Genomic DNA, 22594 nt, shown 5'->3' with positions numbered 1-22594 from the left:
GGACTCCGGTCGGATCGGTATCCCTGTCCGACCGCGCCGCTGCGCTGGGGTGCGCCGCCACGGCGCGGTATCCTGGGCTTTTGCCGGAGAAATCCCGTGATCCTGTGGATCGATGCCGATGCCTGTCCGCGCGCCGCCAAGGAGCTGGTCTGCAAGTTCGCCCTCAAGCGCAAGCTGGAGGTGGTGCTGGTGGCAGGCCAGCCGCAGATCAAGCCGCCCTTCGCCTGTGTCCGTTTGGTGGTGGTACCCAGCGGCCCCGATGCTGCCGATGATCACCTGGTCGAACAGGCACAGCCGGGTGACCTGGTGATCTGCAGCGATATTCCCCTGGCCGATCGCCTGGTGAAGAAGGGCGTGGCTGCCCTCGATCCGCGTGGCCAGGAGTTCGACGAGCGCAACATGGGACAGCGTCTGGCCATGCGCAATCTGATGACCGATCTGCGTGACCAGGGGCAGATGGGCGGCGGCCAGGCCGGCTACGGCGAGCGGGATCGCCAGGCGTTCGCCAATGCGCTGGATCGGTTGCTGACCCGTCTCCAGCGCGAGGCCGCCGCCAGGGCTGTATGAGCAATGCCGATGCTTCGGACAGGACCTAGGCGGGAACGGCCGTGATGCTGTGCTGCTGCAGCCAGGTACGCAGTTGCGGCAACGGCATGGGTCGACCGAACAGATAGCCCTGCATGAAGTTGCAGCCGTTGGCCTGCAGGAACTGGCGCTGTTCGGCGGTTTCCACCCCTTCGGCGACCACATTCAGGCCCAGCTTGTGCGCCATGGCGATGATCGCCGAGGCGATGGCCATGTCGTTGCTCTGTTTGGGGATGGTGCGAACGAAGGAGCGGTCCACCTTGAGCGAGTCCACCGGTAGCCGACTCAGGTAGGCCAGCGATGAGTAGCCACTGCCGAAGTCGTCGATGGAGACCCGCACACCCAGGGTGCGGATCTCGCCGAGCACCTCGACGGCCACGTTGAGACTGTGCATCAGGGCGTTTTCGGTCACTTCGAGAGTCAGCGCCGAGGCGGGTAGATCTTCGGCCTGCAGCGCCCGGGCGATGGCCTGGGGCAGGAGGCGATCACTCAGATTCAGCGCCGAGCAGTTCACCGACACCCGGAGCGCCAGGTAGCCCTCGCGGCGCAGCTGGGCCAGGTCGGCACAGGCCTGGCGCATGACCCAGCCATCCAGGTCAGCGATCAGCCCGGTTTCCTCGGCGACGCGAACGAAGCGTTCGGGACTCAGCGGACCCAGCACCGGATGCTGCCAGCGGACCAGGGCTTCCAGGCCGACGGGCCCGCCCGCGGGGTCGACGATAGGCTGGTAGGCCACGTGCAGGCCGCCCTGGGTCAGGGCGTGGCGCAGGTCCATCTCCAGGCTGAGCAGGTCATCGGCCTCGCGCTGGAGTTCGGTGGTGAACCTCTGGCTGCAATTGCGCCCGCTGCGCTTGCAGTGGCCGACTGCCAGGCCGGCACTGCGCAGCAGCTGGCCGGCGTTGGCGCCATCCTGGGGATAGTGGGCGATCCCCAGGCTGAAGGTCATGGCGATGCGCTGTCCGGCCAACTCGAAGGGCGGGCGCAGCTGCTCCAGCAGACGCAGGGCCAGGGGCTGGCTGTCGCCGCGCTGGCCCAGCGGCAGCAACAGGCTGAATTCGTCGCCGGCATAGCGGGCCAGTGGCAGATCGTTGTCGAGCACGGCGCGAATCCGCTGCGCCATCTGGATCAGCAACTCATCGCCAAGGGCGTGGCCGAGGCTGTCGTTGATGCGCTTGAAGTGGTCGATGTCCAGCATCAACAGGGCGAACTGCTCGCCGGTCCGCGCCTGACCGATGGCCCGATCCACGGTCTGGATGAAGCTGGCGCCGTTGAGCAGGTGGGTGAGGGGGTCGTGCAGGGTGATCTGGTCGAGCGTGGTGGAGACCCGTTCCAGGCGCAGGCGCTGGGCATGGAAGCGCTCGCCAGCCCAGGCGGCGAGGAGGCCGACCATGATGATGAACAGGGTGCCGAGCGCGATCCCCATGCCCAGCTCCAGATGCTGGTTCATTTCCGCCAGGCCATCCGGCTCGAAGCCAACGGGCACGGCCAGGGTCAGGGCGGCCATGCCGGTGAAGTGCATGGACACGATGGCGAAGCCGAGTCCCAGGCTCCCCAGCAGGCGCAGCCAGACGGTCCTGAGGCCAGTCCTGCCGCGCAGGCGGAAAGCCAGCAGCAGGGCGCCAAGGGAGGCCAGGCTGGCGATCACCACCGAGACCACTACCAGCAGCGGATCGTAGAGCTGCACCGCCACCGAGTGCATGGCCAGCATCCCGGTGTAGTGCATGGTCGCGATGCCCAGGCCGGCGGCCAGAGAGGCGAGCAGATACTGAGGTGCGGTCAGGGATTCACGACCGATCAGGTGCATCACCGTGTAGGACACGGCAATGGCGATCAGCAGCGAGCCCAGGGTCTGCAGCGGGGCATAGTGCACATGGATGCCGATCTTGAACGACAGCATGGCCAGGAAGTGCATCGACCAGATGCCACCACCCAGGGCGATGGCGCCGATCAGCTTGGCCAACTCGCTGCCGCGGCGGGAGCGACTGTTGGTCACCCAGTCGGCCATGGCCAGGGCGGTATAGCCCGCCGCACTGGCGATAAGGTAGGACAGCACCACCAGTACGCCTTCGTACGTGTTGGCGGCCAGGACCTGATGACCGGGGGGAAGCAAGGTGGAGAAATTCAGCATGCTCAATCGCCAGCTTGCCGCACGGGCGTTAAAGGAGGTTGATGCTCAGGGCATCGGCAGCGGCGGCCGAGCCTTTAATCCGGTCGATGGGCGTAGCCGCTAACCGGACGTTCGCCCATCAGACCTTGGGTGCGCGGCTGCGGCGCCAGAGCCAGAGCAGCAGGCCGATCACCACCAGGCCGCCCAGCACCATCAGTTCATAGCGCTTGAGATTGCCCAGCACGCCTTCGAGAACCGCGCCGAAGTGGTAGGCGGCGTAGCCCAGCACCGTGGCCCAGACGATGGCGCCGATACCGTTGAGGATCAGATAGCGCGCTGGCGGATAGCCGGACAGGCCGATGGCTACCGGCATCACCGTGCGCAGGCCATAGACGAAGCGAAAGCTCAGTACCCAGAGATCCGGGTGGCGCCGGATGTGCGCCAGCGCCTTATCCCCGGCAGCTTCCCACTTGGGCTTGCGCGCCAGCAGCTTGCGCCCGTGGCGACGACCGAGGAAATACCAGAGCTGATCGCCGGCATAGCTGCCGCAGAAAGCGACCAGTATGACGGTCTGGATGCTCATGTAGTCACGAAAGGCGAGAAAGCCGGCCAGCACCAGAATGGTTTCGCCCTCGAAGAAGGTGCCGAGAAAAAGGGCGAAATAGCCGAAATCGTGGAGGAATTGCTGGAGCATTCGGCGCTACACGAGGTGAATTGAAGATGGCGCAGCCTACCCCGGTTGGCGCCTGGAAAGAAAGTGTGACGGACTTCCGTCCGCCGGGTGCCAGGCGGTCAGCCACAGATTTCACTGCGACCCTGTGTCACGCCAGCTCCGGTCAGCGTCTGCCTTGGATAGGCGCTATAGGCACACCATATTGTCATCTACTGTTACCAATCGGTCATGATTGTGGCCTATAACCCCTCACACTGACCCGTGATCCGGGTCTGGGAGTCGATCGTGAGCTTTACCCCCATCAGCCGTAGCTACCCTGCCACTCGCATGCGCCGCCAGCGCCGCGACGAGTTTTCCCGTCGTTTGATGCGCGAGCATGCACTGACGGTGGATGACCTGATCCTGCCGGTCTTCGTGCTGGACGGTGAAGGCCGTCGCGAAGCCGTGCCCTCTATGCCCGGCGTCGAGCGGCTGTCCATCGACCTGCTGCTGGAAGAGGCCGCCGAACTGGTGGCGCTGGGTATTCCCGCCGTGGCCCTGTTCCCCGTCACCCCTGTCGAGCGCAAGTCGCTGGATGGTGCCGAGGCCTACAATCCCGACGGCATCGCCCAGCGCGCCACCCGCGCCCTGCGCGAGCACTTCCCCGAGCTGGGCGTGATCACCGACGTGGCCCTGGATCCCTTCACCACCCACGGCCAGGACGGCATCCTCGACGAGCGCGGCTATGTGCTCAACGACATCTCGGTCGAGGTGCTGGTCAAGCAGGCGCTGTCCCATGCCGCGGCGGGGGCACAGGTGATCGCACCCTCGGACATGATGGACGGTCGCATCGGTGCCATCCGCGCTGCCCTGGAAGACGCGGGTTATCATAACGTGCAGATCATGGCCTACTCGGCCAAGTACGCCAGCGCCTACTATGGGCCTTTCCGCGATGCCGTCGGCTCGGCCGCCAACCTGGGCAAGGGCAACAAGGCCACCTACCAGATGGATCCGGGCAACAGCGACGAGGCGCTGCACGAGATCGCCGGCGACCTGGCCGAGGGCGCCGACTCGGTGATGGTCAAGCCGGGCATGCCCTACCTGGACATCGTCCGCCGGGTCCGTGAGGAATTCCGCGTGCCGACCTTCGTGTACCAGGTGAGCGGCGAGTACGCCATGCACATGGCCGCGATCCAGAACGGCTGGCTGTCCGAGGCCGTCATCCTCGAATCGCTCTTGGCCTTCAAGCGCGCCGGGGCCAACGGCATCCTCACCTATTTCGCCAAACGCGCCGCCCAACAACTTCGCCAGGGGCCTTCGCGTTCCTAAGGAGCTTCAATGAGTAGCCAGGGTTTCGTCGAAACCGATCTGCAACAATCAGCCACCGTCGAGTCCACGGACCTGACCACCGAGGCGGTCGCGCCAGACGCCGCTGTCCAGCCCGCGCCCGTGGTCGAGGCGCCGCCCGCGCCTACCGTGCCGGCGGCCAACGTGGACGACAGCAGCCTCTATATCCATCGCGAGCTGTCGCAGCTGCAGTTCAACATCCGGGTGCTGGAACAGGCCCTCGACGAATCCTATCCGCTGCTCGAACGCCTCAAGTTCCTGCTGATCTTCTCCAGCAACCTGGACGAGTTCTTCGAGATCCGCGTGGCGGGCCTCAAGAAGCAGATCGCCTTCGCCCGTGAGCAGGCCGGGGCCGACGGCCTGCTGCCGCACCAGGCGCTGGCGCGTATCAGCGAAATCGTCCACGGCCAGGTGGAACGGCAGTACGCCATCCTCAACGACGTCCTGCTGCCAGCCTTGGCCGAGCAGCAGATCCGCTTCATCCGGCGGCGCTACTGGGACGTCAAGATCAAGGCCTGGGTGCGCAAGTTCTTCCGCGACGAGATCGCGCCGATCATCACGCCCATCGGCCTGGATCCGACCCACCCCTTTCCGTTGCTGGTGAACAAGAGCCTCAACTTCATCGTCGAGCTGGAGGGCATGGACGCCTTCGGCCGTGACTCGGGCCTGGCCATCATCCCGGCGCCGCGCCTGCTGCCGCGGATCATCCGGGTGCCCGAGGAGGTCGCCGGTCCCGGGGACAACTACGTCTTCCTGTCCTCGATGATTCACGCCCATGCCGACGATCTCTTCCCCGGCATGAAGGTCAAGGGCTGCTTCCAGTTCCGCCTGACCCGTAACGCCGACCTCTCGGTGGATACCGAGGATGTCGAAGACCTGGCCCGTGCCCTGCGCGGCGAGCTGTTCTCGCGTCGCTATGGCGATGCGGTGCGGCTCGAGGTGGTGGACATCTGCCCGAAACACCTTACCGACTACCTGCTCAAGCAGTTCAATCTGGGCGAAAGCGAGCTGTACAAGGTCAACGGTCCCGTCAACCTGACCCGGCTGTTCTCCATCACCGGGCTGGATAGCCATCCGGAATTGCAGAGTGCCCCCTTCACGCCGACCATTCCCAAGCTGCTGCAGAAGAAGGACAACCTCTTCAACGTGCTGGGCAAGCTCGATGTGCTGCTGCTGCACCCCTTCGAGTCCTTCACCCCGGTGATCGACCTGATGCGCCAGGCCGCCAAGGACCCCAACGTCCTGGCGATCAAGCAGACGCTCTACCGCAGCGGTGCCAACTCCGAGATCGTCGACGCCCTGGTGGACGCGGCGCGCAGCGGCAAGGAGGTGACCGCGGTCATCGAATTGCGCGCCCGCTTCGACGAGGAATCCAACCTGCAGCTGGCCAGCCGCCTGCAGCAGGCTGGCGCCGTGGTCATCTACGGCGTGGTGGGCTTCAAGACCCACGCCAAGATGATGCTCATCCTGCGCCGCGAGAACGGTGAGCTGCGTCGCTATGCCCACCTGGGTACCGGTAACTACCATGCCGGCAATGCCAAGCTGTACACCGACTACAGTCTGCTGACCGCCGATGTGGCCCTCACCGAGGACGTGCACAAGCTGTTCAACCAGCTGATCGGCATGGGCAAGACCCTGCGCATGAAGAAGCTGCTGCACGCGCCCTTCACCCTGAAGAAGAACCTGCTGGAAATGATCAACCGCGAAGCCGTGGCGGCCAGCGAAGGACGTCCGGCGCAGATCATGGCCAAGGTCAACGGCCTCACCGATCCCAAGGTCATCCGCGCCCTCTACAAGGCCAGCCAGGCCGGGGTGAAGATCGACCTGGTGGTGCGTGGCATGTGCTGCCTGCGTCCGGGCGTACCGGGCGTGTCCCACAACATCCAGGTGCGCTCCATCATCGGCCGCTTCCTGGAGCACAGCCGCATCTACTACTTCCTCAACGGCGGCGACGAGAAGCTCTATCTCTCCAGCGCCGACTGGATGGAGCGCAACCTCGACATGCGCGTCGAGACCTGCTTCCCGGTGGAGGGCAAGAAGCTCATCAGCCGGGTCAAGAAGGAGCTGGAAGGCTACCTCACCGACAACACCCAGGCCTGGGTACTGCAGGAGGACGGCAGCTACGTGCGGCAGTCGCCCACTGGCAACCAGAACGCCCGTAGCGTGCAGGCGACGCTGCTGGAGCGGCTGGCCAGTCCGGTGGTGAATACCCGCTGAGGGAGTTTCGGGCCCATGCCACCATGGGCCTAGCCGTTCCGTAGGTTGGGCTGAGCGCCAGCGAAGCCCAACGTTGCGGGGCTTCAGTAGTGCGGCTTGAAGTCAGCCCTGGACACTCGGACCTATGGGTGCCCTGGCTGTTTATCGAGCATTCGGAAGTCTTTTGTTTCGCCCACCCGGGCGAGTCACTTTTTTCAGTCGCGGCTGCGCGCCCCGGACAAAAGTAACCAAAAACGCTTGCCCCGGACATCCGGCCCTCCACTGCGCTACGGGTGACTCGCGTTGCTCGCCCTTCGGGCCAGCCTGGGCTGTCACTTCGCTTTGCTCGTTTCGCTCATGCCAGCGCCGCTCCGGGGTCGGCCTACACGGGCCGTCCATAGCCCGTTAGGCCTCTCGCCGCATCCATGCGGCTCGACCCACTCCACGGCACTGGCGTTCGCCCTGCTGAACGGGGCGATTCGCCAGCCTGAAAGTGTTGGTTGAAGAACACGTCACCCGTAGCCCGTAGCGTGGACAACGGCGCAGCCTTGTCCACAGGGATCGACGTTACGCGCCAGTGGAAAACGCTGCGCGGTTTTCCACGCTACAACCTGTGAGCACCCAACCATCAGGCTAGCGCCCCATCCCGTCAGTGAGGCGGAGTACAGGTGTTGCGGAGGGGGATGCGAGGCAGGACGCCCCTTTGTGCCGCGCCCCTAGAGCGGCGCCGGAACGAGGGAAACGTAGCGAAGTAGAGTAACAGCCGCAGGCTGACCCGAAGGGCGAGCGAAGCGAATCATCCGGAGCGCAGCGTAGGGCCGAACTGTCGGGGTGTGCTTTCTTTTGCTTACTTTTCTTTGCACCGGGCGGCGGTCCGCAAGCAAAGAAAAGTGAGTCGCCGGCCAGGCGAAACAAGAGCCACCAAAAGACCTCGATAAGAAGCTAAGGCACCCACAACTATCAAGCCGCACTACTGAAGCCCTGCAACGTTGGGCCTCGCTACTGCTCAGCCCAACCTACGAAAAATCCCCTCAGCGCACGCTCAACTGATACCCCACCCGCTCCAACCACTGGGCTTCCAGCTCGAAGTCGGCCTGGGTGAGGGGGTTTTCCTCCAGCCAGCCGTCGGGGAACTGCACGTCCAGGCTGCGCTCGCCAGCGCTGAGCTGGACGTCCGGAATGCTCTTGTGGCGGATGTGGTGGAAGAGGATGGCGAAGCGCAGCAGCAGGGTCAGGCGCAGCAAGGGCTCGCCTTCCGGGCCCAGCTCCTGCAGGCGATCCTGGGGGATGTTGCGGCGGTGGCCGCGCACGAGCAGTGCCAGGGCTTGCTGGTCACGGCGGGAGAAGCCGGGCAGGTCCGAGTGCTCGATCAGGTAGGCGCCGTGCTTGTGGTACTGGTAGTGGGCGATATCCAGGCCCACACAGTGCAGGCGCGCCCCCCAGCGCAGCAGCTCGGCATGGTTCTCGTCGGTCAGGCCCCAGGCGTCGGCGACCTGGGCCAGGGACTTGAGCGCGCGCTTTTCCACGCGCTCGGCGTGACGCTGGTCCACGTGGTAGCGCTCGGCCAGGCCCTTGAGGGTGCGTTCGCGGACGTCCTCGTGGCTGTGCCGGCCGATCATGTCGTAGAGCACCCCTTCGCGCAGGGCACCTTCGGAAAGGTGGATCTCCTGCAGTTCCAGGGCCTTGAACAGGGCTTCGAGGATGGCCAGGCCACCTGGCAGGATGGCGCGCCGATCCGGCTTCACGCCATCGATGTTGAGCAGGTTGATGTCGCCCTGCTTGAGCAGCTTACGCTTGAGCCACTCGATGCCGTCCGGGGTGATCTCGCCATTGCCACGGCCGGCGGCCTGGATCGCCAGAGCCACGGCGCGGATGGTACCGGAGGCGCCGAGAGCCTGGTGCCAGCCCATCTCGCGCAGGCCCTGGTCGATATTCATCAATTCCAGGCGCGCGGCAGTGTAGGCACGCGCATATTGGGCCGCGGTGATCTTGCCGTCGGCGAAGAATCTCTTGGTAAAGCTGACGCAGCCCATCTGCAGGCTCTCGCGCTGCAGGGTCTCGAAGCGCTGGCCGATGATGAATTCGGTGCTGCCGCCGCCGATGTCGGTCACCAGGCGGCGCCCGGGCACATCGGGCATGGAGTGGGACACGCCCAGATAGATGAGGCGGGCCTCTTCACGACCGGAAATGACCTCGACCGCATGGCCGAGCACGGCTTCGGCGCGCTGGATGAATTCGGCGCGATTGCGCGCCTCGCGCAGGGCATTGGTGCCCACCACCCGTACGGCGCCACGCGGCATGCCGGCGATCAGCTGGGCGAAGCGGCGCAGGCAGTCCAGGCCGCGCTGGATGGCCTCTTCGCTGAGCAGGCGCGATTCGTCCAGGCCGGCGGCCAGCTGGATCTTTTCGCCCAACCGCTCAAGGATGCGGATCTCCCCGTGGAAATTGCGCGCCCGGACGATATGAAAGCTGTTGGAGCCCAGGTCGATGGCGGCGATCAGTTCGTGGGGTTCGGCTGGCGAAGGCTGCATCTGGAGGCTCTCGGCGATAAACCGCGCCATCGTGCCAGCTAGCCGGTGATGGCTTCAAGCGCACAGCGATTACGGTTGCGCAAAGTGGCAGAAAAAATAGGGTTTTTCGCCTCAGGAGGCCACCTGACCGATGAACTGGGCCAGTTCCGGTGTCTGCGGGCGGGCGAACAGCTCCTGGGGATGGCCGCTCTCGTGCACCTTGCCCTGGTGCATGAACACCAGCTTGTCGCCCACTTCGCGGGCGAATCTCATCTCGTGGGTGACCATGATCAAGGTCATGCCCTCGCGGGCCAGCTGTTTGACCACGGCGAGCACCTCGTTGACCAGCTCCGGATCCAGCGCCGAGGTGATCTCGTCGCACAGCAGCACCCGTGGCGACATGGCCAGGGCGCGGGCGATGGCCACCCGCTGCTGCTGGCCACCGGACAGCCGATCCGGATAGCTGTCGAATTTCTCCGCCAGGCCGACCCGGTCGAGCATCTGCCGCGCCAGGGCGCGGGCCTCGTCCTTGCTCGTCTTCTTGACCACCTGGGGCGCCAGCATCACGTTTTCGCCCACCGTGAGGTGCGGGAAGAGGTTGAACTGCTGGAAGACCATGCCGACCTTCTGCCGCAGTGAACGCAGGTTGACCCGCGCGGCGTCCAGGTACTCGCCGTCCACCTCGATGACGCCGTCGTTGATCGACTCCAGGCCGTTCAGGGTGCGCAGCAGGGTGCTCTTGCCCGAGCCGCTCTTGCCGATGATGGCCACCACCTGGCCTTCCTCGACGGTCAGGTCGATGCCCTTGAGCACATGATGATTGCCATAGTGTTTGTGCAGGGCGGTCACTCTAAGCAGCGGCATGCAGTCTCCTTTCCAGCCAGCGCGCGGCCAGCGACAGCGGGTAGCAGAGGATGAAATAGCCCAGGGCGGCGAGGCCGTAGACGGTGAAGGGCTGGTAGGTGGCATTGGCGAGCATGCCGCCGATCTTGGTCAGTTCGGTGAAGCCGATGATGGAGGTCACGGCGGTACCCTTGACCACCTGTACCGAGAAGCCCACGGTAGGTGCCACGGCGATGCGCAGGGCCTGGGGCAGGATCACATGACGCAACTGCTCGAAGCGGGTCAGGGCCAGGCTTTCCGACGCCTCCCACTGGCCGTGGGGAATGGCCTCGACGCAGCCGCGCCAGATTTCGGCGAGGTAGGCGCTGGTGAACAGGGTCAGGGCCACGCCGGCGGCCAGCCAGGCAGGAATCTCCAGCCCCAGCAGCGAGACGCCAAAGAACACCAGGAACAGCTGCATCAATAGCGGCGTGCCCTGGAACAGCTCGATGTGCAGGCGCGCCAGCGTGCGTGGCGTCCGCAGCGGCGACAGCCGTGCCCAGAGCACCAGCAGTCCGGCCAGGCCGCCGCCGGCAAAGGCCGCCAGCGACAGGATGAAGGTCCAGTACAGCCCGGTACCGAGGTTGCGGACGATATCCCAGAGGGTGAAATCCATCAGCGGCCTCCCTGGATGAAGCGCCGGCCGATCCAGTGCAGCAGCTGGCGCACGCCGATGGCCATGACCAGGTAGAGCAGGGTGGTCAGCAGATAGGTCTCGAAGGCGCGGAAGTTGCGCGACTGGATGAAGTTGGCGGCGAAAGTCAGTTCCTCGGTGGAGATCTGCGAGCAGACCGCCGAGCCCAGCATCACGATCACCACCTGGCTCGACAGGGCCGGCCAGACCTTGGCCAGCGCGGGCCGCAGGATCACGTGGCGAAAGGTCTCGGCGCGGGTCATGGCCAGGGCCGCAGCGGCTTCCAGCTGGCCCTTGGGCACGGCCTGGATGCCGGCGCGAATGATTTCCGTGGAATAGGCGCCCAGGTTGATCACCATGGCCAGCACCGCCGCCTGCCATTCGCTGATGTGCACCCCCAGCGAGGGCAGGCCGAAGAAGATGAAGAACAGCTGGATCAGAAAGGGCGTATTGCGGATCAGCTCGACATAGACGCCGAACACCCGGTCGAAGGGCGTGAGCCGCCAGGCGCGGCAGACCGCGCCAAGAATGCCCAGGGCAATGCCCAGCACCGCGCCGATGGCGGTCAGCTCCAGCGTGAAGAAGGCGCCCTTGAGCAGCAGATCGCTCTGCTGCAGTACCGGCTGGAAGTCGAACTGGTAGGCCATGCCTTACATGTCCTTGGGTAGCGGCTGGCCCAGCCACTTCTCGGCCTGGCGATCCAGGCTGCCGTCGGCGCGGGCAGCGTCGAGGATGCCGTCCAGCTTGGCCTTGAGCGCCGGTTCGTGCTTGGCCAGGCCGATGTAGTTGGGCGAATTCTTCAGGGTGATCTTCATCTCCGGTGCGCGGTCGGGCTTCTTGTTGGCGATGGACGCCATCACCGAACTGCCACTGGCGATGAATTCGGTCTGGCCGGCGAGATAGGCGGCGATGGTGGCATTGTTGTCCTCGAAGCGCTTGATCACCGCGTCCTTGGGCGCCACCTTGCTCAGCTCCATGTCCTCGATGCCGCCGCGGGTCACGGCGACGGTCTTGCCGGCCAGCTCCTCGGGCGTGCTCAGGGCGCTGCCCTTGGCGCCGAACACGCCGAGAAAGAAGGGCGCATAGGGCTTGGTGAAGTCGATGACCTGTTCGCGCTCGGGATTCTTGCCCAGGCTGGAGATGACCATGTCCACCTTGCCGGTGGTCAGGAAGGGAATGCGGTTGGTGCTGGTGACCGGGGTCAGGGCCAGCTTGACCCCGAGCTTGTCGGCGATCAGCTGGGCGGTGTCGATGTCCAGGCCGCGGGGCTTGAGATCCGGGCCCACGGTACCGAAGGGCGGAAAGTCCTGGGGTACGGCAATGCGCACCGTGCCGCGCTGCTGGATATCGGCCAGCTGATCGGCCTGGGCGGGAGCGTGCAGGGCGGTCAGGCCCAAGGCGAACAGGGAGAGGGCGGTCCAGCGCTTGAGCATGACGAGACTCCGGAAGCAGGATGGGATGGCTCTGCCCAGTGCATTTCATGTGCCAGTACCCTGCCGGGCTGCGGCAGAGGCCGCTACGCTTGGCGATTGGTCTTACTGGTCTGAACAGTTGGCCGGCGGCTAAGCAGACCTCTGCTTTTAGCGTGAGCCGCTTTGGTGCGCGCTTGTCGTGCCGTGCTCCGCCTTGGGGCCAGGCTTGAACTGGCGGGAAAATCGGCATAAAAGGCGAACTTCCGGACTGACTGGCCTGACCACTCCATGCCCCTCGCAGCCACCCGCGCCGTCCCCCATTATGCCGTCGACGCCATTCGCCAGCTGATCGAGACCGAAGGCTATGCACCCGGCGCGGCGCTGCCGGCGCAACGCGAGCTGGCCGAGCGGCTGGGCGTGAGTCGCGCGTCCCTGCGCGAGGCGCTGTCCACCCTCAGCGCCCTGGGACTGGTCAGCGTCCAGCCTGGACGTGGGGTCTATGTGCAGGAAGCGACGCACGCGGACGGGCCTTGGCCCTTCACCGGCGAGGTCACCCCGGCCCACGTCTTCCAGTTGCGCTTCGCGCTGGAGGGTTTTGCCGCGGGACTGGCCGCCGTGACCCTGAGCCCCGCCGATCTGGATCGGCTGGAGGTCAATCTCGGTGCCCTGCACCGGGCACTACGGGCCAACGAGCTGGAAGAGGCAGCGGCGCTGGACTTCGACTTCCATCGCCAGTTGCTGCTGGTCGCGGACAATCCGGCCATGCTGGCAGTGATCACCACCAGCCCCGAGCGCTTTCACGAAAGTCAGAAGCTGCCCTTCGTCCGGCCCGAGCGGGCCTTGGAAACCTGGCAGGAACACCGGCGCATTCTCCGGGCCCTGACCCGGCGCTCGCCAGCGGCTGCGCAGAAGGCCATGCGCGAACATATCCGCAATGCGGCCTTGCGCAGTGGAACCACCTTCCCGGTGCCTGCTGTCTAAAAGGCTGTCCACGATCGGCTGGGTGTCGGCCAAGCGATGGCGAAAAGGCCTTAGGAATGCGCATTTACCCCGCGTAGACTCCACTTTCCGAGGCCTTGCCGCCCTGATTGTCGCCGGCTCGCCAGATCGTGAGCTGCCTTTGCCATCAATGCCCGTCATAGTCACCATCAATGTTCGAATGCTTTCGAAGTGACGGCAGCAGGGCTATCATGGCCATACTTCAAGTCGCACCCGAATTCGGAGAGAGTCAATGAGCGAATACATCACCAACGTCAGCGACGCCAGCTTCGAGCAGGACGTGCTGAAGTCCGACAGCCCCGTGCTGGTCGACTACTGGGCCGAATGGTGCGGTCCCTGCAAGATGATTGCCCCAGTCCTGGACGAGATCGCCAAGGACTACCAAGGCAAGCTCAAGGTCTGCAAACTGAACATCGACGAAAACCAGGACACCCCGCCCAAGTACGGCGTGCGTGGCATCCCGACCCTGATGCTGTTCAAGAACGGCGCGGTCGAGGCCACCAAGGTCGGTGCTCTGTCCAAATCGCAACTGGCTGCCTTCCTCGACGCCAACGTCTGAGGAATCTGGTCGAAAGCCCCGCCATGCGGGGCTTTTTTATGCCTGGACGGCTGGACGTGTACCCATGCAGGTGCTAGATTCCAGCCACGACCCCATCAGTGGGCCGTCTTCTCATCTGCTGTAGCCGTCAGTTCTCCTCTTCAGAACGCATCCCGCGAAACTACTCTCGCATCCGGCCGCTCAGCTCGAATCCCTCCCTCGCCTCTTCTCACGTCAACATACGTCTATGAATCTGACCGAACTCAAGCAAAAGCCCATCACAGAACTGTTGGAAATGGCGGATGCCGCGGGCTTGGAAAACATGGCCCGGTCCCGCAAGCAGGACATCATCTTTGCGCTGCTCAAGAAGCACGCCAAAGGCGGCGACGAGATTTCCGGAGATGGGGTGCTGGAGATATTGCAGGACGGCTTCGGCTTCCTGCGTAGCGCCGACTCCTCCTATCTGGCCGGCCCCGACGACATCTATGTCTCCCCCAGCCAGATCCGCCGCTTCAATCTGCGTACCGGCGATACCATCATCGGCAAGATCCGTCCGCCGAAAGAGGGCGAGCGCTACTTCGCGCTGCTCAAGGTCGATACCATCAACTTCGACCGTCCGGAAAACGCCAAGAACAAGGTGCTGTTCGAAAACCTGACGCCCCTGTTCCCCACCAAGCGCCTGACCATGGAAGCCGGCAACGGCTCCACCGAAGACCTCACCGGTCGGGTCATCGACCTCTGTGCCCCCATCGGCAAGGGTCAGCGCGGCCTGATCGTCGCACCGCCCAAGGCGGGCAAGACCATCATGCTGCAGAACATCGCGGCCAACATCACCCGCAACAATCCCGAGTGCTACCTCATCGTGCTGCTCATCGACGAGCGTCCCGAGGAAGTGACCGAGATGCAGCGCACCGTGCGCGGTGAAGTGGTGGCCTCCACCTTCGACGAGCCGCCGACCCGCCACGTGCAGGTCGCCGACATGGTGATCGAGAAGGCCAAGCGCCTGGTCGAGCACAAGAAGGACGTGGTCATCCTGCTGGACTCCATCACCCGTCTGGCCCGTGCCTTCAACACCGTGATCCCCAGCTCCGGCAAGGTGCTCACCGGTGGTGTCGACGCCCATGCCCTGGAGAAGCCCAAGCGCTTCTTCGGTGCCGCGCGGAACATCGAAGAAGGCGGCAGCCTGACCATCATCGCTACCGCGCTGGTGGAAACCGGGTCGAAGATGGATGAGGTGATCTACGAGGAATTCAAGGGCACCGGCAACATGGAACTGCCCCTGGAGCGTCGTATCGCCGAGAAGCGGGTCTTCCCGGCCATCAACATCAACAAGTCCGGCACCCGCCGCGAAGAGCTGCTCACCGACGAGGAAGAGCTGTCGCGCATGTGGATCCTGCGCAAGATCCTGCATCCGATGGATGAGATCGCCGGCATCGAATTCCTCCTCGACAAGTTGCGTCAGACCAAGACCAACAACGAGTTCTTCGATTCGATGAAGCGCAGCAAGTAAGGCGCCGTCGCATGCAAAGGCCGGGGAAATCCCGGCCTTTCGCGTTTCTGGGCCAATGCTTTCTCGATGCGCGACTCAGGCGGTAGACTGCCAGACTTTCCCCAGCACCAAGAGGCCGCATGCAATACCGAGATCTGCGTGACTTCATCCGCAGCCTGGAGCAGCGTGGTGAACTGAAGCGCGTGACCGCACCGGTCTCGCCGATCCTCGAGATGACCGAAATCTGCGACCGCACCTTGCGCAAGCAGGGCCCGGCGCTGCTGTTCGAGAATCCCGTAGGCTTTTCCATGCCCGTGCTGGGTAACCTGTTCGGTACGCCCCAGCGCGTGGCGCTGGGCATGGGCGCCGAGGACGTCGGCGCCCTGCGCGAGATCGGCAAGCTGCTGGCCTTCCTCAAGGAGCCCGAGCCGCCCAAGGGCCTGAAGGATGCCTGGTCGAAGCTGCCGATCTACAAGAAGGTCATCAGCATGGCGCCCAAGGTCCTCAAGGACGCTCCCTGCCAGGAGGTGATCGAAGAAGGCGAGGCGGTCGATCTGGGCAAGCTGCCGATCCAGCACTGCTGGCCGGGCGACGTGGCGCCGTTGATCACCTGGGGCCTGACCGTCACCCGCGGGCCCAACAAGGAGCGCCAGAACCTCGGTATCTATCGCCAGCAGGTCATCGGCCGCAACAAGCTGATCATGCGCTGGCTGAGCCACCGTGGCGGTGCCCTGGATTTCCGCGAGTGGTGCCAGAAGCATCCCGGCCAGCCCTACCCGGTGGCCGTGGCCCTGGGCGCCGATCCGGCCACCATCCTCGGCGCGGTCACCCCGGTGCCGGATACCCTGTCCGAATACGCCTTCGCCGGCCTTCTGCGCGGCAGTCGCAGCGAGCTGATCAAGTGCGTGGGCAACGACCTGCAGGTGCCGGCCAGCGCCGAAATCGTGCTGGAAGGGGTCATCCATCCGGGTGAGACGGCGCCGGAAGGCCCCTATGGCGACCATACCGGCTACTACAACGAGGTCGATACCTTCCCGGTCTTTACCGTGGAGCGCATCACCCGCCGGCGCGACCCCATCTATCACAGCACCTACACCGGACGGCCGCCGGACGAGCCGGCCATCCTCGGCGTGGCGCTCAACGAAGTCTTCGTGCCCATCCTGCAAAAGCAGTTTCCGGAAATCGTCGACTTCTACCTGCCGCCGGAAGGCTGCTCCTACCGCATGGCGGTGGTGACCATCAAGAAGCAGTACCCGGGCCATGCCAAGCGGGTGATGCTGGGCGTCTGGTCGTTCCTGCGGCAGTTCATGTACACCAAGTTCGTGATCGTCACCGACGACGACATCAATGCCCGCGACTGGAACGATGTCATCTGGGCCGTCACCACGCGCATGGATCCCAAGCGCGACACCGTGATGATCGACAACACCCCCATCGACTACCTGGACTTCGCCTCGCCGATCTCCGGCCTGGGCTCGAAAATGGGCCTGGACGCCACCCACAAGTGGCCGGGTGAAACCACCCGCGAATGGGGTCGGGCGATCGTCAAGGACGAAGCGGTGGTCAAACGGGTGGACGAGATGTGGTCCAGTCTCGGGATCGATTAACGGAGACGACGATGAAGGTCACCCTGCAGCCCTCGGGTGCGGTATTGGAAACCCAGCCCGGCGAAGCCATCCTGGCCGCCGCGCAGCGCCTCGGCTACAGCGGGCCGCACAGCTGCCGCAATGGCAATTGCCAGCTCTGCGCCGCGCTGCTGGTGGAGGGTCAGGTCATCCAGCACGGGCAGACCGCCGATCATGGCGAAGTCTATGTCTGCGTGGCCGTGCCCCTGACCGATTGCCTGCTGCAATGGGACGGGGTGCTGGCGCCAGGCGAGTTGCCGGTGCGCAAGCTGGCCTGCCAGGTCGTCGCGCTCGATGATGTCGGCGGTGATGTGCGCCGCGTGCGATTGCGTGCGCCGGCCGGGCGGCCACCGCGTTATCACGCCGGCCAGTATCTGATGGTCCAGCGGGATGACGGCAAGCAGTCGGCCTTTTCCCTGGCCTCCGCGCCATACCAAGGGCGAGAGCTGGAATTGCACGTGCTGGCCCGCGAGGCCAGCAGCCAGGCACTGCTGGCGCAATTCGAAACCAAGGGCATGGCCCAGGTCGAACTGCCCTATGGTGATGCCCACCTGGCCGAGCTGCCCGATGGCCCCCTGGTGCTGATCGCCGCCGGGACCGGCATGGCGCAGATGCACAGCCTCATCGAGGACGCTCGTACCCGTGGCTTCGCTCATCCGGTGCACCTCTACTGGGGTGTGCGGACACCGGAGGACTTCTATGCCATCGAGTCCTGGGACGCCTGGGCGGACCTGCCCAATCTCACCCTGAACCGAGTGGTGAGCGAGGCCTGCGGCTGGGAAGGGCGCTGCGGTCTGCTGCACGAGGTGGTACGCGCGGATTTCGCCGACCTGAGCGATCTGCACGTCTACGCCAGCGGCTCGCCAGCCATGGTCTACGCCACCCTGGATGCCTTGGTGGAAGCCGGCATGGACGCGCACCAGATGCGCGCCGACGTCTTCGCCTACGCGCCGCGGAGTTAGGTTCGCCGCGGCCATGGCGACCAGTGATGTGCCGCCGTAGGTTGGGTTGAGCGCAGCGAAGCCCAACAGCTCTTGCCGCTGCGCGCCGATCACGTTGGGCTTCGACGATGGAGCCGTCTCAGCCCAACCTACGAGACCGCCGCTAGGCTCAGCGCGCGGACTTGGCCACCATGCCGGTGTGTCTCAGGGTCATCGCCAGGAAGACGATGGCCAGGACGCACGAGCCGATCAGCAGCATGAAGCCGCCATCCCAGCCGAAGTGGTCCACGGTGTAGCCCACCAGGGCATTGGCTGCCACCGAGCCGCCCAGGTAGCCGAACAATCCGGTAAAGCCTGCGGCGGTACCAGCGGCTTTCTTGGGCACCAGTTCCAACGCCTGCAGGCCGATCAGCATCACCGGGCCGTAGATCAGGAAGCCGATGGACACCAGCGCTGCCAGATCGACACCGGGGTTGCCTTCCGGGTTGAGCCAATAGACCAGGGTGGCGACCAGTACGCCAAGCATGAACACCACGCCGGTCGCGCCACGGTTGCCGCGGAACAGCTTGTCCGACAGCCAGCCGCACAGCAGGGTGCCGGGGATGCCGGCCCACTCGTAGAAGAAGTAGGCCCAGGAGGTCTTGTCCACCGAGAAGTGCTTGGCTTCCTTGAGGTAGGTGGGTGCCCAGTCCAGCACGCCATAGCGCAGCAGGTAGACGAAGACGTTGGCCAGGGCGATGTACCAGAGCAGGCGATTCTTCAGTACGTATTCGACGAAGATCTCCTTGGTGGAGAATTCGCGCTCATGGCCTTCGCTGTAGCCTTCGGGGAAATCCTGTTTCCAGTTTTCCACCGATGGCAGGCCGCAGGATTGCGGGGTGTCGCGCATGGCGATGAAGGCGAACACGGCGACTGCCAGGGCCACCACGGCCGGGACATAGAAGGCCGCATGCCAGTCGTTGAACCAGGCCAGGCCGAGCAGGAACAGCGGCCCGATCAGACCGCCGCCCACGTTGTGGGCGACGTTCCACACCGAGACCACACCGCCGCGCTCCTTCTGCGACCACCAGTGCACCATGGTGCGACCGCTGGGCGGCCAGCCCATCCCCTGGAACCAGCCATTGAGAAACAGCAGGACGAACATGATGCTGACACTGGAGGTAGCCCAGGGCGCGAATCCGAACAGCAGCATCACCAGCGCCGACATGGCCAGCCCGAAGGGCAGGAAATAGCGTGGGTTGGAACGGTCCGAGACCAGACCCATGAGGAACTTGGACAGGCCGTAGGCAATGGCCACCGCGGAGAGCGCCACGCCCAGTTCACCCCGGCTGTAACCTTGCTCCACCAGGTAGGGCATGGCCAGCGAGAAGTTCTTGCGCAGCAGGTAGTAGCCCGCGTAGCCGATAAAGATCCCGGCAAAGATCTGCCAGCGGAGGCGACGGTAGACGGGGTCGATACGATCGGCGGGCAGCGGCGCGCTATGGGCCGCGGGAGCGAAGATTCCAAGCATGGGAGCCTCGGTATTGTTATAAGTATTAATCGAAAGCGAACATTCCAGGTTCGTTTTCGAATATTACAATGATATTACAGCCTGAACAGGCTTTTCCGCTCTGCGGCAGCCAGGGCCGGGTTTGCCCCTTGATCTGTACGGGTTGCGCGCCTAGGGTGGCGCGTCCTGCCGTCGTCGTTTTTCGCGAGTCGCTATGCCTGCCTGGAAAGTCCTGTCTTCTCGTGCCCTTAACCTCGCCCTGGCGCTGTTCGAGCGCTATCCGCGACTGATCGCCCTGGCCGGCTTCATCTCGGGGATCTGCAGCTTCCTGCTGGTGGACCGGCAGAAAGGCTTCGCGCCCGTGATGGCGGTGATCATGCTGGCGAGCTGGGTCTGGCTGATGCTGGAAAACGTGCTCAGGGGCTGGGTCAGCCGCCGCTTCGGCTGGGAATTGCCGCCGCCGCTGCTGCGCTACGCCACCCAGCTGATCCACCAGGAGAGTCTGTTCTTCTGCCTGCCGTTCTTTGCCATCACCACGGCCTGGAACAGCGGCCAGGCGCTGTTCACCGGGCTGCTTGGCGCGGCCGCACTGGTTTCCATCATCGATCCGCTCTACTACAAGACCCTGGCGCCGCGGCGCTGGGTATTCCTCAGCTACCACACCCTGACACTGTTCGCGGTATTGCTCACCGCCTTGCCGATCATCCTGCACCTGACCACCACCCAGAGCTACGAACTGGCGCTGGGCGTCGCCGTACTGCTGTCCTTTCCCAGTCTGGCAGTGGCCTTCCGGGTGCGCCTGGGCTGGCGCTGGCTGGGCTTGCTGGGGCTGTGCCTGGCCATCGGCGCCTTCGGTTGGCTGGGGCGCGCCTGGGTACCGCCGGCGACCCTGTGGCTGACCGACATGGGTATGAGTACCAACTTCGACAGCCTCAAGCGCCAGCCCGGCGATGCGGTGAAGACGCTGAGCGGTGCCCAGCTGCGCGCCCAGGGGCTCTATGCCTTCACCGCCATCAATGCGCCACGGGGCCTGAACGAACGCATCTATCACGTCTGGCGCCATGCCGGTCGGGAAGTGGATCGCATTCCCCTGGACATCAGCGGCGGTCGGGAGGCGGGCTATCGTGCCTGGACCCACAAGCAGAACTTTCCCGGCGACGTGACTGGCCGTTGGCAGGTGCAAGTGGTGACGGACGTCGGCCAGGTGATCGGAACCCTCAGGTTCGAGGTGACCCCTTGAGTCCTGCTGGCTATGCTGCAGGCACCCACCTCTAGAGGATTTGCCGTGAAAGTCTTCGCTGCCGTTTTGTTGTCCTTCTGCCTGGCCCTCAATGCCTGGGCGAATGAAGAGAAAAAGGAAGGGGAGGCCCCCAAGACCGAGTTCTACAACTTGACCCCGGCGCTGGTCGGTAACTACGGCAGCGGGCCCAAGCTCAAGTACTACAAGGCCGATATCGCGCTGATGGTGACCGGCAAGGAAGCCAAGGACCGGGTGGAGTTCCACGAGCCGCTGATCCGCAATCAGCTGGTGATGCTCTTCGCCCAGCAGACCGACGAGACCCTGGCCGGCGTGGAGGCGCGCGAGAAGCTGCGGCAGGAGGCCCTCAAGCAGGTACAGAGCGTGATCACCCAGGAGGAGGGCAAGCCCCTGGTGGAGGATCTGCTATTCAACAACCTGATCATCCAGCCCTGAGAAGCGGCGCGCGACCTGCTAGGCAGTGTTGAAAATGTCGCCTTCGTTCCGGTCTCGTGAGCAGCCTCTGGCGCCGATTCAGCCGCGGGCCGCGTTGACGATCGCCGCCCACTCCGTGGCGCTGACCGGCATCACCGAAAGCCGGTTGCCCTTGCGCAGCAGGGCGAAGTCGGCAAGCGCCGGCAGCGCGCGCAGGCGCGGCAGCGTCAACACCCGCGGAAAGGCTTCGACGAAGGCGACCTGGCGCGCCGTCCAGGGGTTGCTGTCGGCGCTGGCCTTGGGTGCATGGTAGGGGCTCTCTGGATCCAGGGCGGTGGGATCGTCGAAGGCCTCGCCTACGATTCGGCCGATGCCGGCGATGCCTGGCTCGGCGCAACTCGAATGATGAAAGAAGAACAGGTCGTCGGGTGCCATGGCACGTAGGAAATTGCGCGCCTGGTAATTGCGCACGCCATCCCAGCGCGCCTGGCCCAGGCGTTGCAGGTCGTTAAGTGAGAACTCATCGGGCTCGGATTTCAACAGCCAGCAGGCCACGGTTCGTCTCCTGACGAATGGAGGCTCGGGAGCTTCCAGGAAGGGGTCTGGTCGATTGCAAGGGGCGACCGCTTGTCGCAGAATGCCGCGCATTCCGGATGTAGTCTGACCGTACGCGCTGAGCATAACAGGGCGACGTCCTGTCCTGCCCAAAGGTGCCAGCAAGGGGGTGGCCCAGCTCGATGAAACGCAAACCTGATCTGTTATGGGTGCTGGTCCTGATCTTCACCCTGGGCGTGGTCACCACCGGGTACACCCAGAGTTTCTGGGAACAGCGCCAAAGCCAGCAGCAGTACGCCCGCTATGCCGGCGACGTTCAGTCGACGCGGGGCGTCTCGCCCGCGCGCTGACCGTACCAGCCACCATCGCTCACCACGGCCGCCATGGGCACGTCCCAGGCCGCCAGGGTCAATCGCTCCACCTTCTGACATTCATGGGCACAGCCGATCAGCTGTGGGCTGTGCCACTGCCGTCGCCGCGCCAGATAGGCCAGGTTGCGGTCATAGAAGCCCTTGCCCATGCCCAGGCGTCCGCCCTGGGGATCGAAGCCCACCAGCGGCATCAGGATCAGGTCCAGCGCCCAGGTTGGTCGACCAAGACGCCGATCGGGGCGTGGCTCGGCGATGCCGAAGCGATTGCGCACCCAGGACTCGCCGCGGCCGACCCGTTGAAAGATCATCGCCGTGCGCGGCCAGCGGGAGAGTACCGGGAGGTAGGTGGCCTTGCCGCGGCGCTGGGCTTCTTCGAGCAACGGGCGCGGATCGATCTCGCCATCGCTGGGCAGGTAGAACGCGATATGGTGGGCGCGACGAAACAGCGGATGCTGGGCAAGCTGGCGATACAGTTCGCGGGCGGCCTGGCGTTGCTGGATGGGCGTGAGGGCGCGACGTCGCTGGCGCAGTAGCTTGCGCAGCGCGGGCCGACTGAGGTCGGAAGAGGGCGGGATGGACATGAAAGAAAT

Annotated in this window: 21 protein-coding genes; 11 read left to right on the top strand and 10 right to left on the bottom strand. The window is 64.6% G+C overall.

Features of this window, described 5'->3' with window-relative positions:
• Positions 1-96 precede the first annotated feature (96 nt).
• The gene (locus PJ259_RS14780; RefSeq protein ID WP_271653319.1) at positions 97-567 is read left to right on the top strand and encodes a YaiI/YqxD family protein; all 471 of its coding nucleotides are present in this window, start codon (positions 97-99) and stop codon (positions 565-567) included.
• A gap of 25 nt (positions 568-592) precedes the next feature.
• Here PJ259_RS14780 and PJ259_RS14775 read toward each other — a convergent pair whose 3' ends face one another.
• Positions 593-2713: a putative bifunctional diguanylate cyclase/phosphodiesterase gene (locus PJ259_RS14775; RefSeq protein ID WP_271653318.1), complete on the bottom strand. Its 2121-nt coding sequence runs from the start codon at positions 2711-2713 to the stop codon at positions 593-595.
• Positions 2714-2831: 118 nt separating this feature from the next.
• Complete coding sequence (locus PJ259_RS14770) at positions 2832-3386, bottom strand: DedA family protein (RefSeq protein WP_059316559.1); 555 nt, start codon at positions 3384-3386, stop codon at positions 2832-2834.
• 264 nt (positions 3387-3650) lie between these two features.
• On the opposite strand from PJ259_RS14770, the gene hemB reads away from it, so the two are divergent.
• Positions 3651-4673 (top strand): porphobilinogen synthase, encoded by a 1023-nt coding sequence (gene hemB / locus PJ259_RS14765; RefSeq protein WP_059316558.1) that lies wholly within the window; start codon positions 3651-3653, stop codon positions 4671-4673.
• Positions 4674-4682: 9 nt separating this feature from the next.
• Positions 4683-6908 carry a polyphosphate kinase 1 gene (gene ppk1 / locus PJ259_RS14760; RefSeq protein WP_059316557.1) on the top strand — a complete coding sequence of 742 codons (2226 nt, stop codon included), beginning with the start codon at positions 4683-4685 and terminating at the stop codon, positions 6906-6908.
• Between the two features lie 1010 nt (positions 6909-7918).
• Here ppk1 and ppx read toward each other — a convergent pair.
• The 5 genes from ppx to PJ259_RS14735 form a co-directional block, all read right to left on the bottom strand.
• The gene (ppx, locus tag PJ259_RS14755) at positions 7919-9418 is read right to left on the bottom strand and encodes an exopolyphosphatase (protein WP_271653317.1); all 1500 of its coding nucleotides are present in this window, start codon (positions 9416-9418) and stop codon (positions 7919-7921) included.
• A 111-nt stretch (positions 9419-9529) separates the two neighbouring features.
• Positions 9530-10261 (bottom strand): amino acid ABC transporter ATP-binding protein, encoded by a 732-nt coding sequence (locus tag PJ259_RS14750; protein ID WP_059316555.1) that lies wholly within the window; start codon positions 10259-10261, stop codon positions 9530-9532.
• The gene (locus PJ259_RS14745; protein WP_271655873.1) at positions 10248-10898 is read right to left on the bottom strand and encodes an amino acid ABC transporter permease; all 651 of its coding nucleotides are present in this window, start codon (positions 10896-10898) and stop codon (positions 10248-10250) included. The genes PJ259_RS14750 and PJ259_RS14745 overlap by 14 nt, the downstream gene beginning before the upstream one ends.
• Positions 10895-11560: an amino acid ABC transporter permease gene (locus tag PJ259_RS14740; RefSeq protein ID WP_271653316.1), complete on the bottom strand. Its 666-nt coding sequence runs from the start codon at positions 11558-11560 to the stop codon at positions 10895-10897. The genes PJ259_RS14745 and PJ259_RS14740 overlap by 4 nt, the downstream gene beginning before the upstream one ends.
• A 3-nt stretch (positions 11561-11563) precedes the next feature.
• The gene (locus PJ259_RS14735; protein ID WP_271653315.1) at positions 11564-12346 is read right to left on the bottom strand and encodes a transporter substrate-binding domain-containing protein; all 783 of its coding nucleotides are present in this window, start codon (positions 12344-12346) and stop codon (positions 11564-11566) included.
• Between the two features lie 267 nt (positions 12347-12613).
• Between PJ259_RS14735 and PJ259_RS14730 the strand changes: the two genes are divergently transcribed.
• The 5 genes from PJ259_RS14730 (at position 12614) to PJ259_RS14710 (ending at position 17938) form a co-directional block, all read left to right on the top strand.
• On the top strand, positions 12614-13306 hold the full coding sequence (locus PJ259_RS14730) for a FadR/GntR family transcriptional regulator (RefSeq protein WP_271653314.1): 693 nt from the start codon (positions 12614-12616) through the stop codon (positions 13304-13306).
• 250 nt (positions 13307-13556) lie between these two features.
• On the top strand, positions 13557-13883 hold the full coding sequence (gene trxA / locus PJ259_RS14725) for a thioredoxin TrxA (RefSeq protein ID WP_017639417.1): 327 nt from the start codon (positions 13557-13559) through the stop codon (positions 13881-13883).
• Between the two features lie 226 nt (positions 13884-14109).
• Positions 14110-15372 carry a transcription termination factor Rho gene (rho, locus tag PJ259_RS14720; RefSeq protein WP_059316550.1) on the top strand — a complete coding sequence of 421 codons (1263 nt, stop codon included), beginning with the start codon at positions 14110-14112 and terminating at the stop codon, positions 15370-15372.
• A 119-nt stretch (positions 15373-15491) separates the two neighbouring features.
• Positions 15492-16958 (top strand): 4-hydroxy-3-polyprenylbenzoate decarboxylase, encoded by a 1467-nt coding sequence (gene ubiD, locus PJ259_RS14715; protein ID WP_017639419.1) that lies wholly within the window; start codon positions 15492-15494, stop codon positions 16956-16958.
• Positions 16959-16969: 11 nt separating this feature from the next.
• Positions 16970-17938, top strand: coding sequence for a CDP-6-deoxy-delta-3,4-glucoseen reductase (locus PJ259_RS14710; protein ID WP_271653313.1), 969 nt, complete (start codon positions 16970-16972; stop codon positions 17936-17938).
• 148 nt (positions 17939-18086) lie between these two features.
• On the opposite strand, the gene glpT is transcribed toward PJ259_RS14710, so the two are convergent.
• Positions 18087-19427, bottom strand: coding sequence for a glycerol-3-phosphate transporter (gene glpT / locus PJ259_RS14705; RefSeq protein ID WP_059316548.1), 1341 nt, complete (start codon positions 19425-19427; stop codon positions 18087-18089).
• 193 nt (positions 19428-19620) lie between these two features.
• Here glpT and PJ259_RS14700 point away from each other — a divergent pair, with 193 nt between their 5' ends.
• Together PJ259_RS14700 and PJ259_RS14695 are read left to right on the top strand one after the other, a co-directional pair.
• Positions 19621-20646 carry a DUF5924 family protein gene (locus PJ259_RS14700; protein WP_271653312.1) on the top strand — a complete coding sequence of 342 codons (1026 nt, stop codon included), beginning with the start codon at positions 19621-19623 and terminating at the stop codon, positions 20644-20646.
• Between the two features lie 45 nt (positions 20647-20691).
• A complete protein-coding gene (locus tag PJ259_RS14695) occupies positions 20692-21099 on the top strand; it encodes a flagellar basal body-associated protein FliL (protein ID WP_059316546.1) in 408 nt (135 codons plus the stop codon).
• Between the two features lie 78 nt (positions 21100-21177).
• On the opposite strand, the gene PJ259_RS14690 is transcribed toward PJ259_RS14695, so the two are convergent.
• Entirely contained in the window at positions 21178-21633 is a 456-nt protein-coding gene (locus tag PJ259_RS14690) for an EVE domain-containing protein (RefSeq protein ID WP_271653311.1), read from the bottom strand.
• 182 nt (positions 21634-21815) lie between these two features.
• Here PJ259_RS14690 and PJ259_RS14685 point away from each other — a divergent pair, with 182 nt between their 5' ends.
• Positions 21816-21983, top strand: coding sequence for a hypothetical protein (locus PJ259_RS14685; protein ID WP_167348572.1), 168 nt, complete (start codon positions 21816-21818; stop codon positions 21981-21983).
• Here the strand turns inward: PJ259_RS14685 and PJ259_RS14680 are convergent.
• A complete protein-coding gene (locus PJ259_RS14680) occupies positions 21950-22585 on the bottom strand; it encodes a 5-formyltetrahydrofolate cyclo-ligase (RefSeq protein WP_442964856.1) in 636 nt (211 codons plus the stop codon). The two genes, PJ259_RS14685 and PJ259_RS14680, sit on opposite strands and share 34 nt — an antisense overlap.
• Positions 22586-22594 lie beyond the last annotated feature (9 nt).

This window comes from Pseudomonas sp. JBR1, assembly GCF_028198185.1.
Lineage (GTDB): Bacteria > Pseudomonadota > Gammaproteobacteria > Pseudomonadales > Pseudomonadaceae > Chryseomonas > Chryseomonas oryzihabitans_E.
The sequence above is the reverse complement of the archived record's forward strand: the minus strand, read 5'-3'. Positions and strand labels throughout refer to the sequence as shown.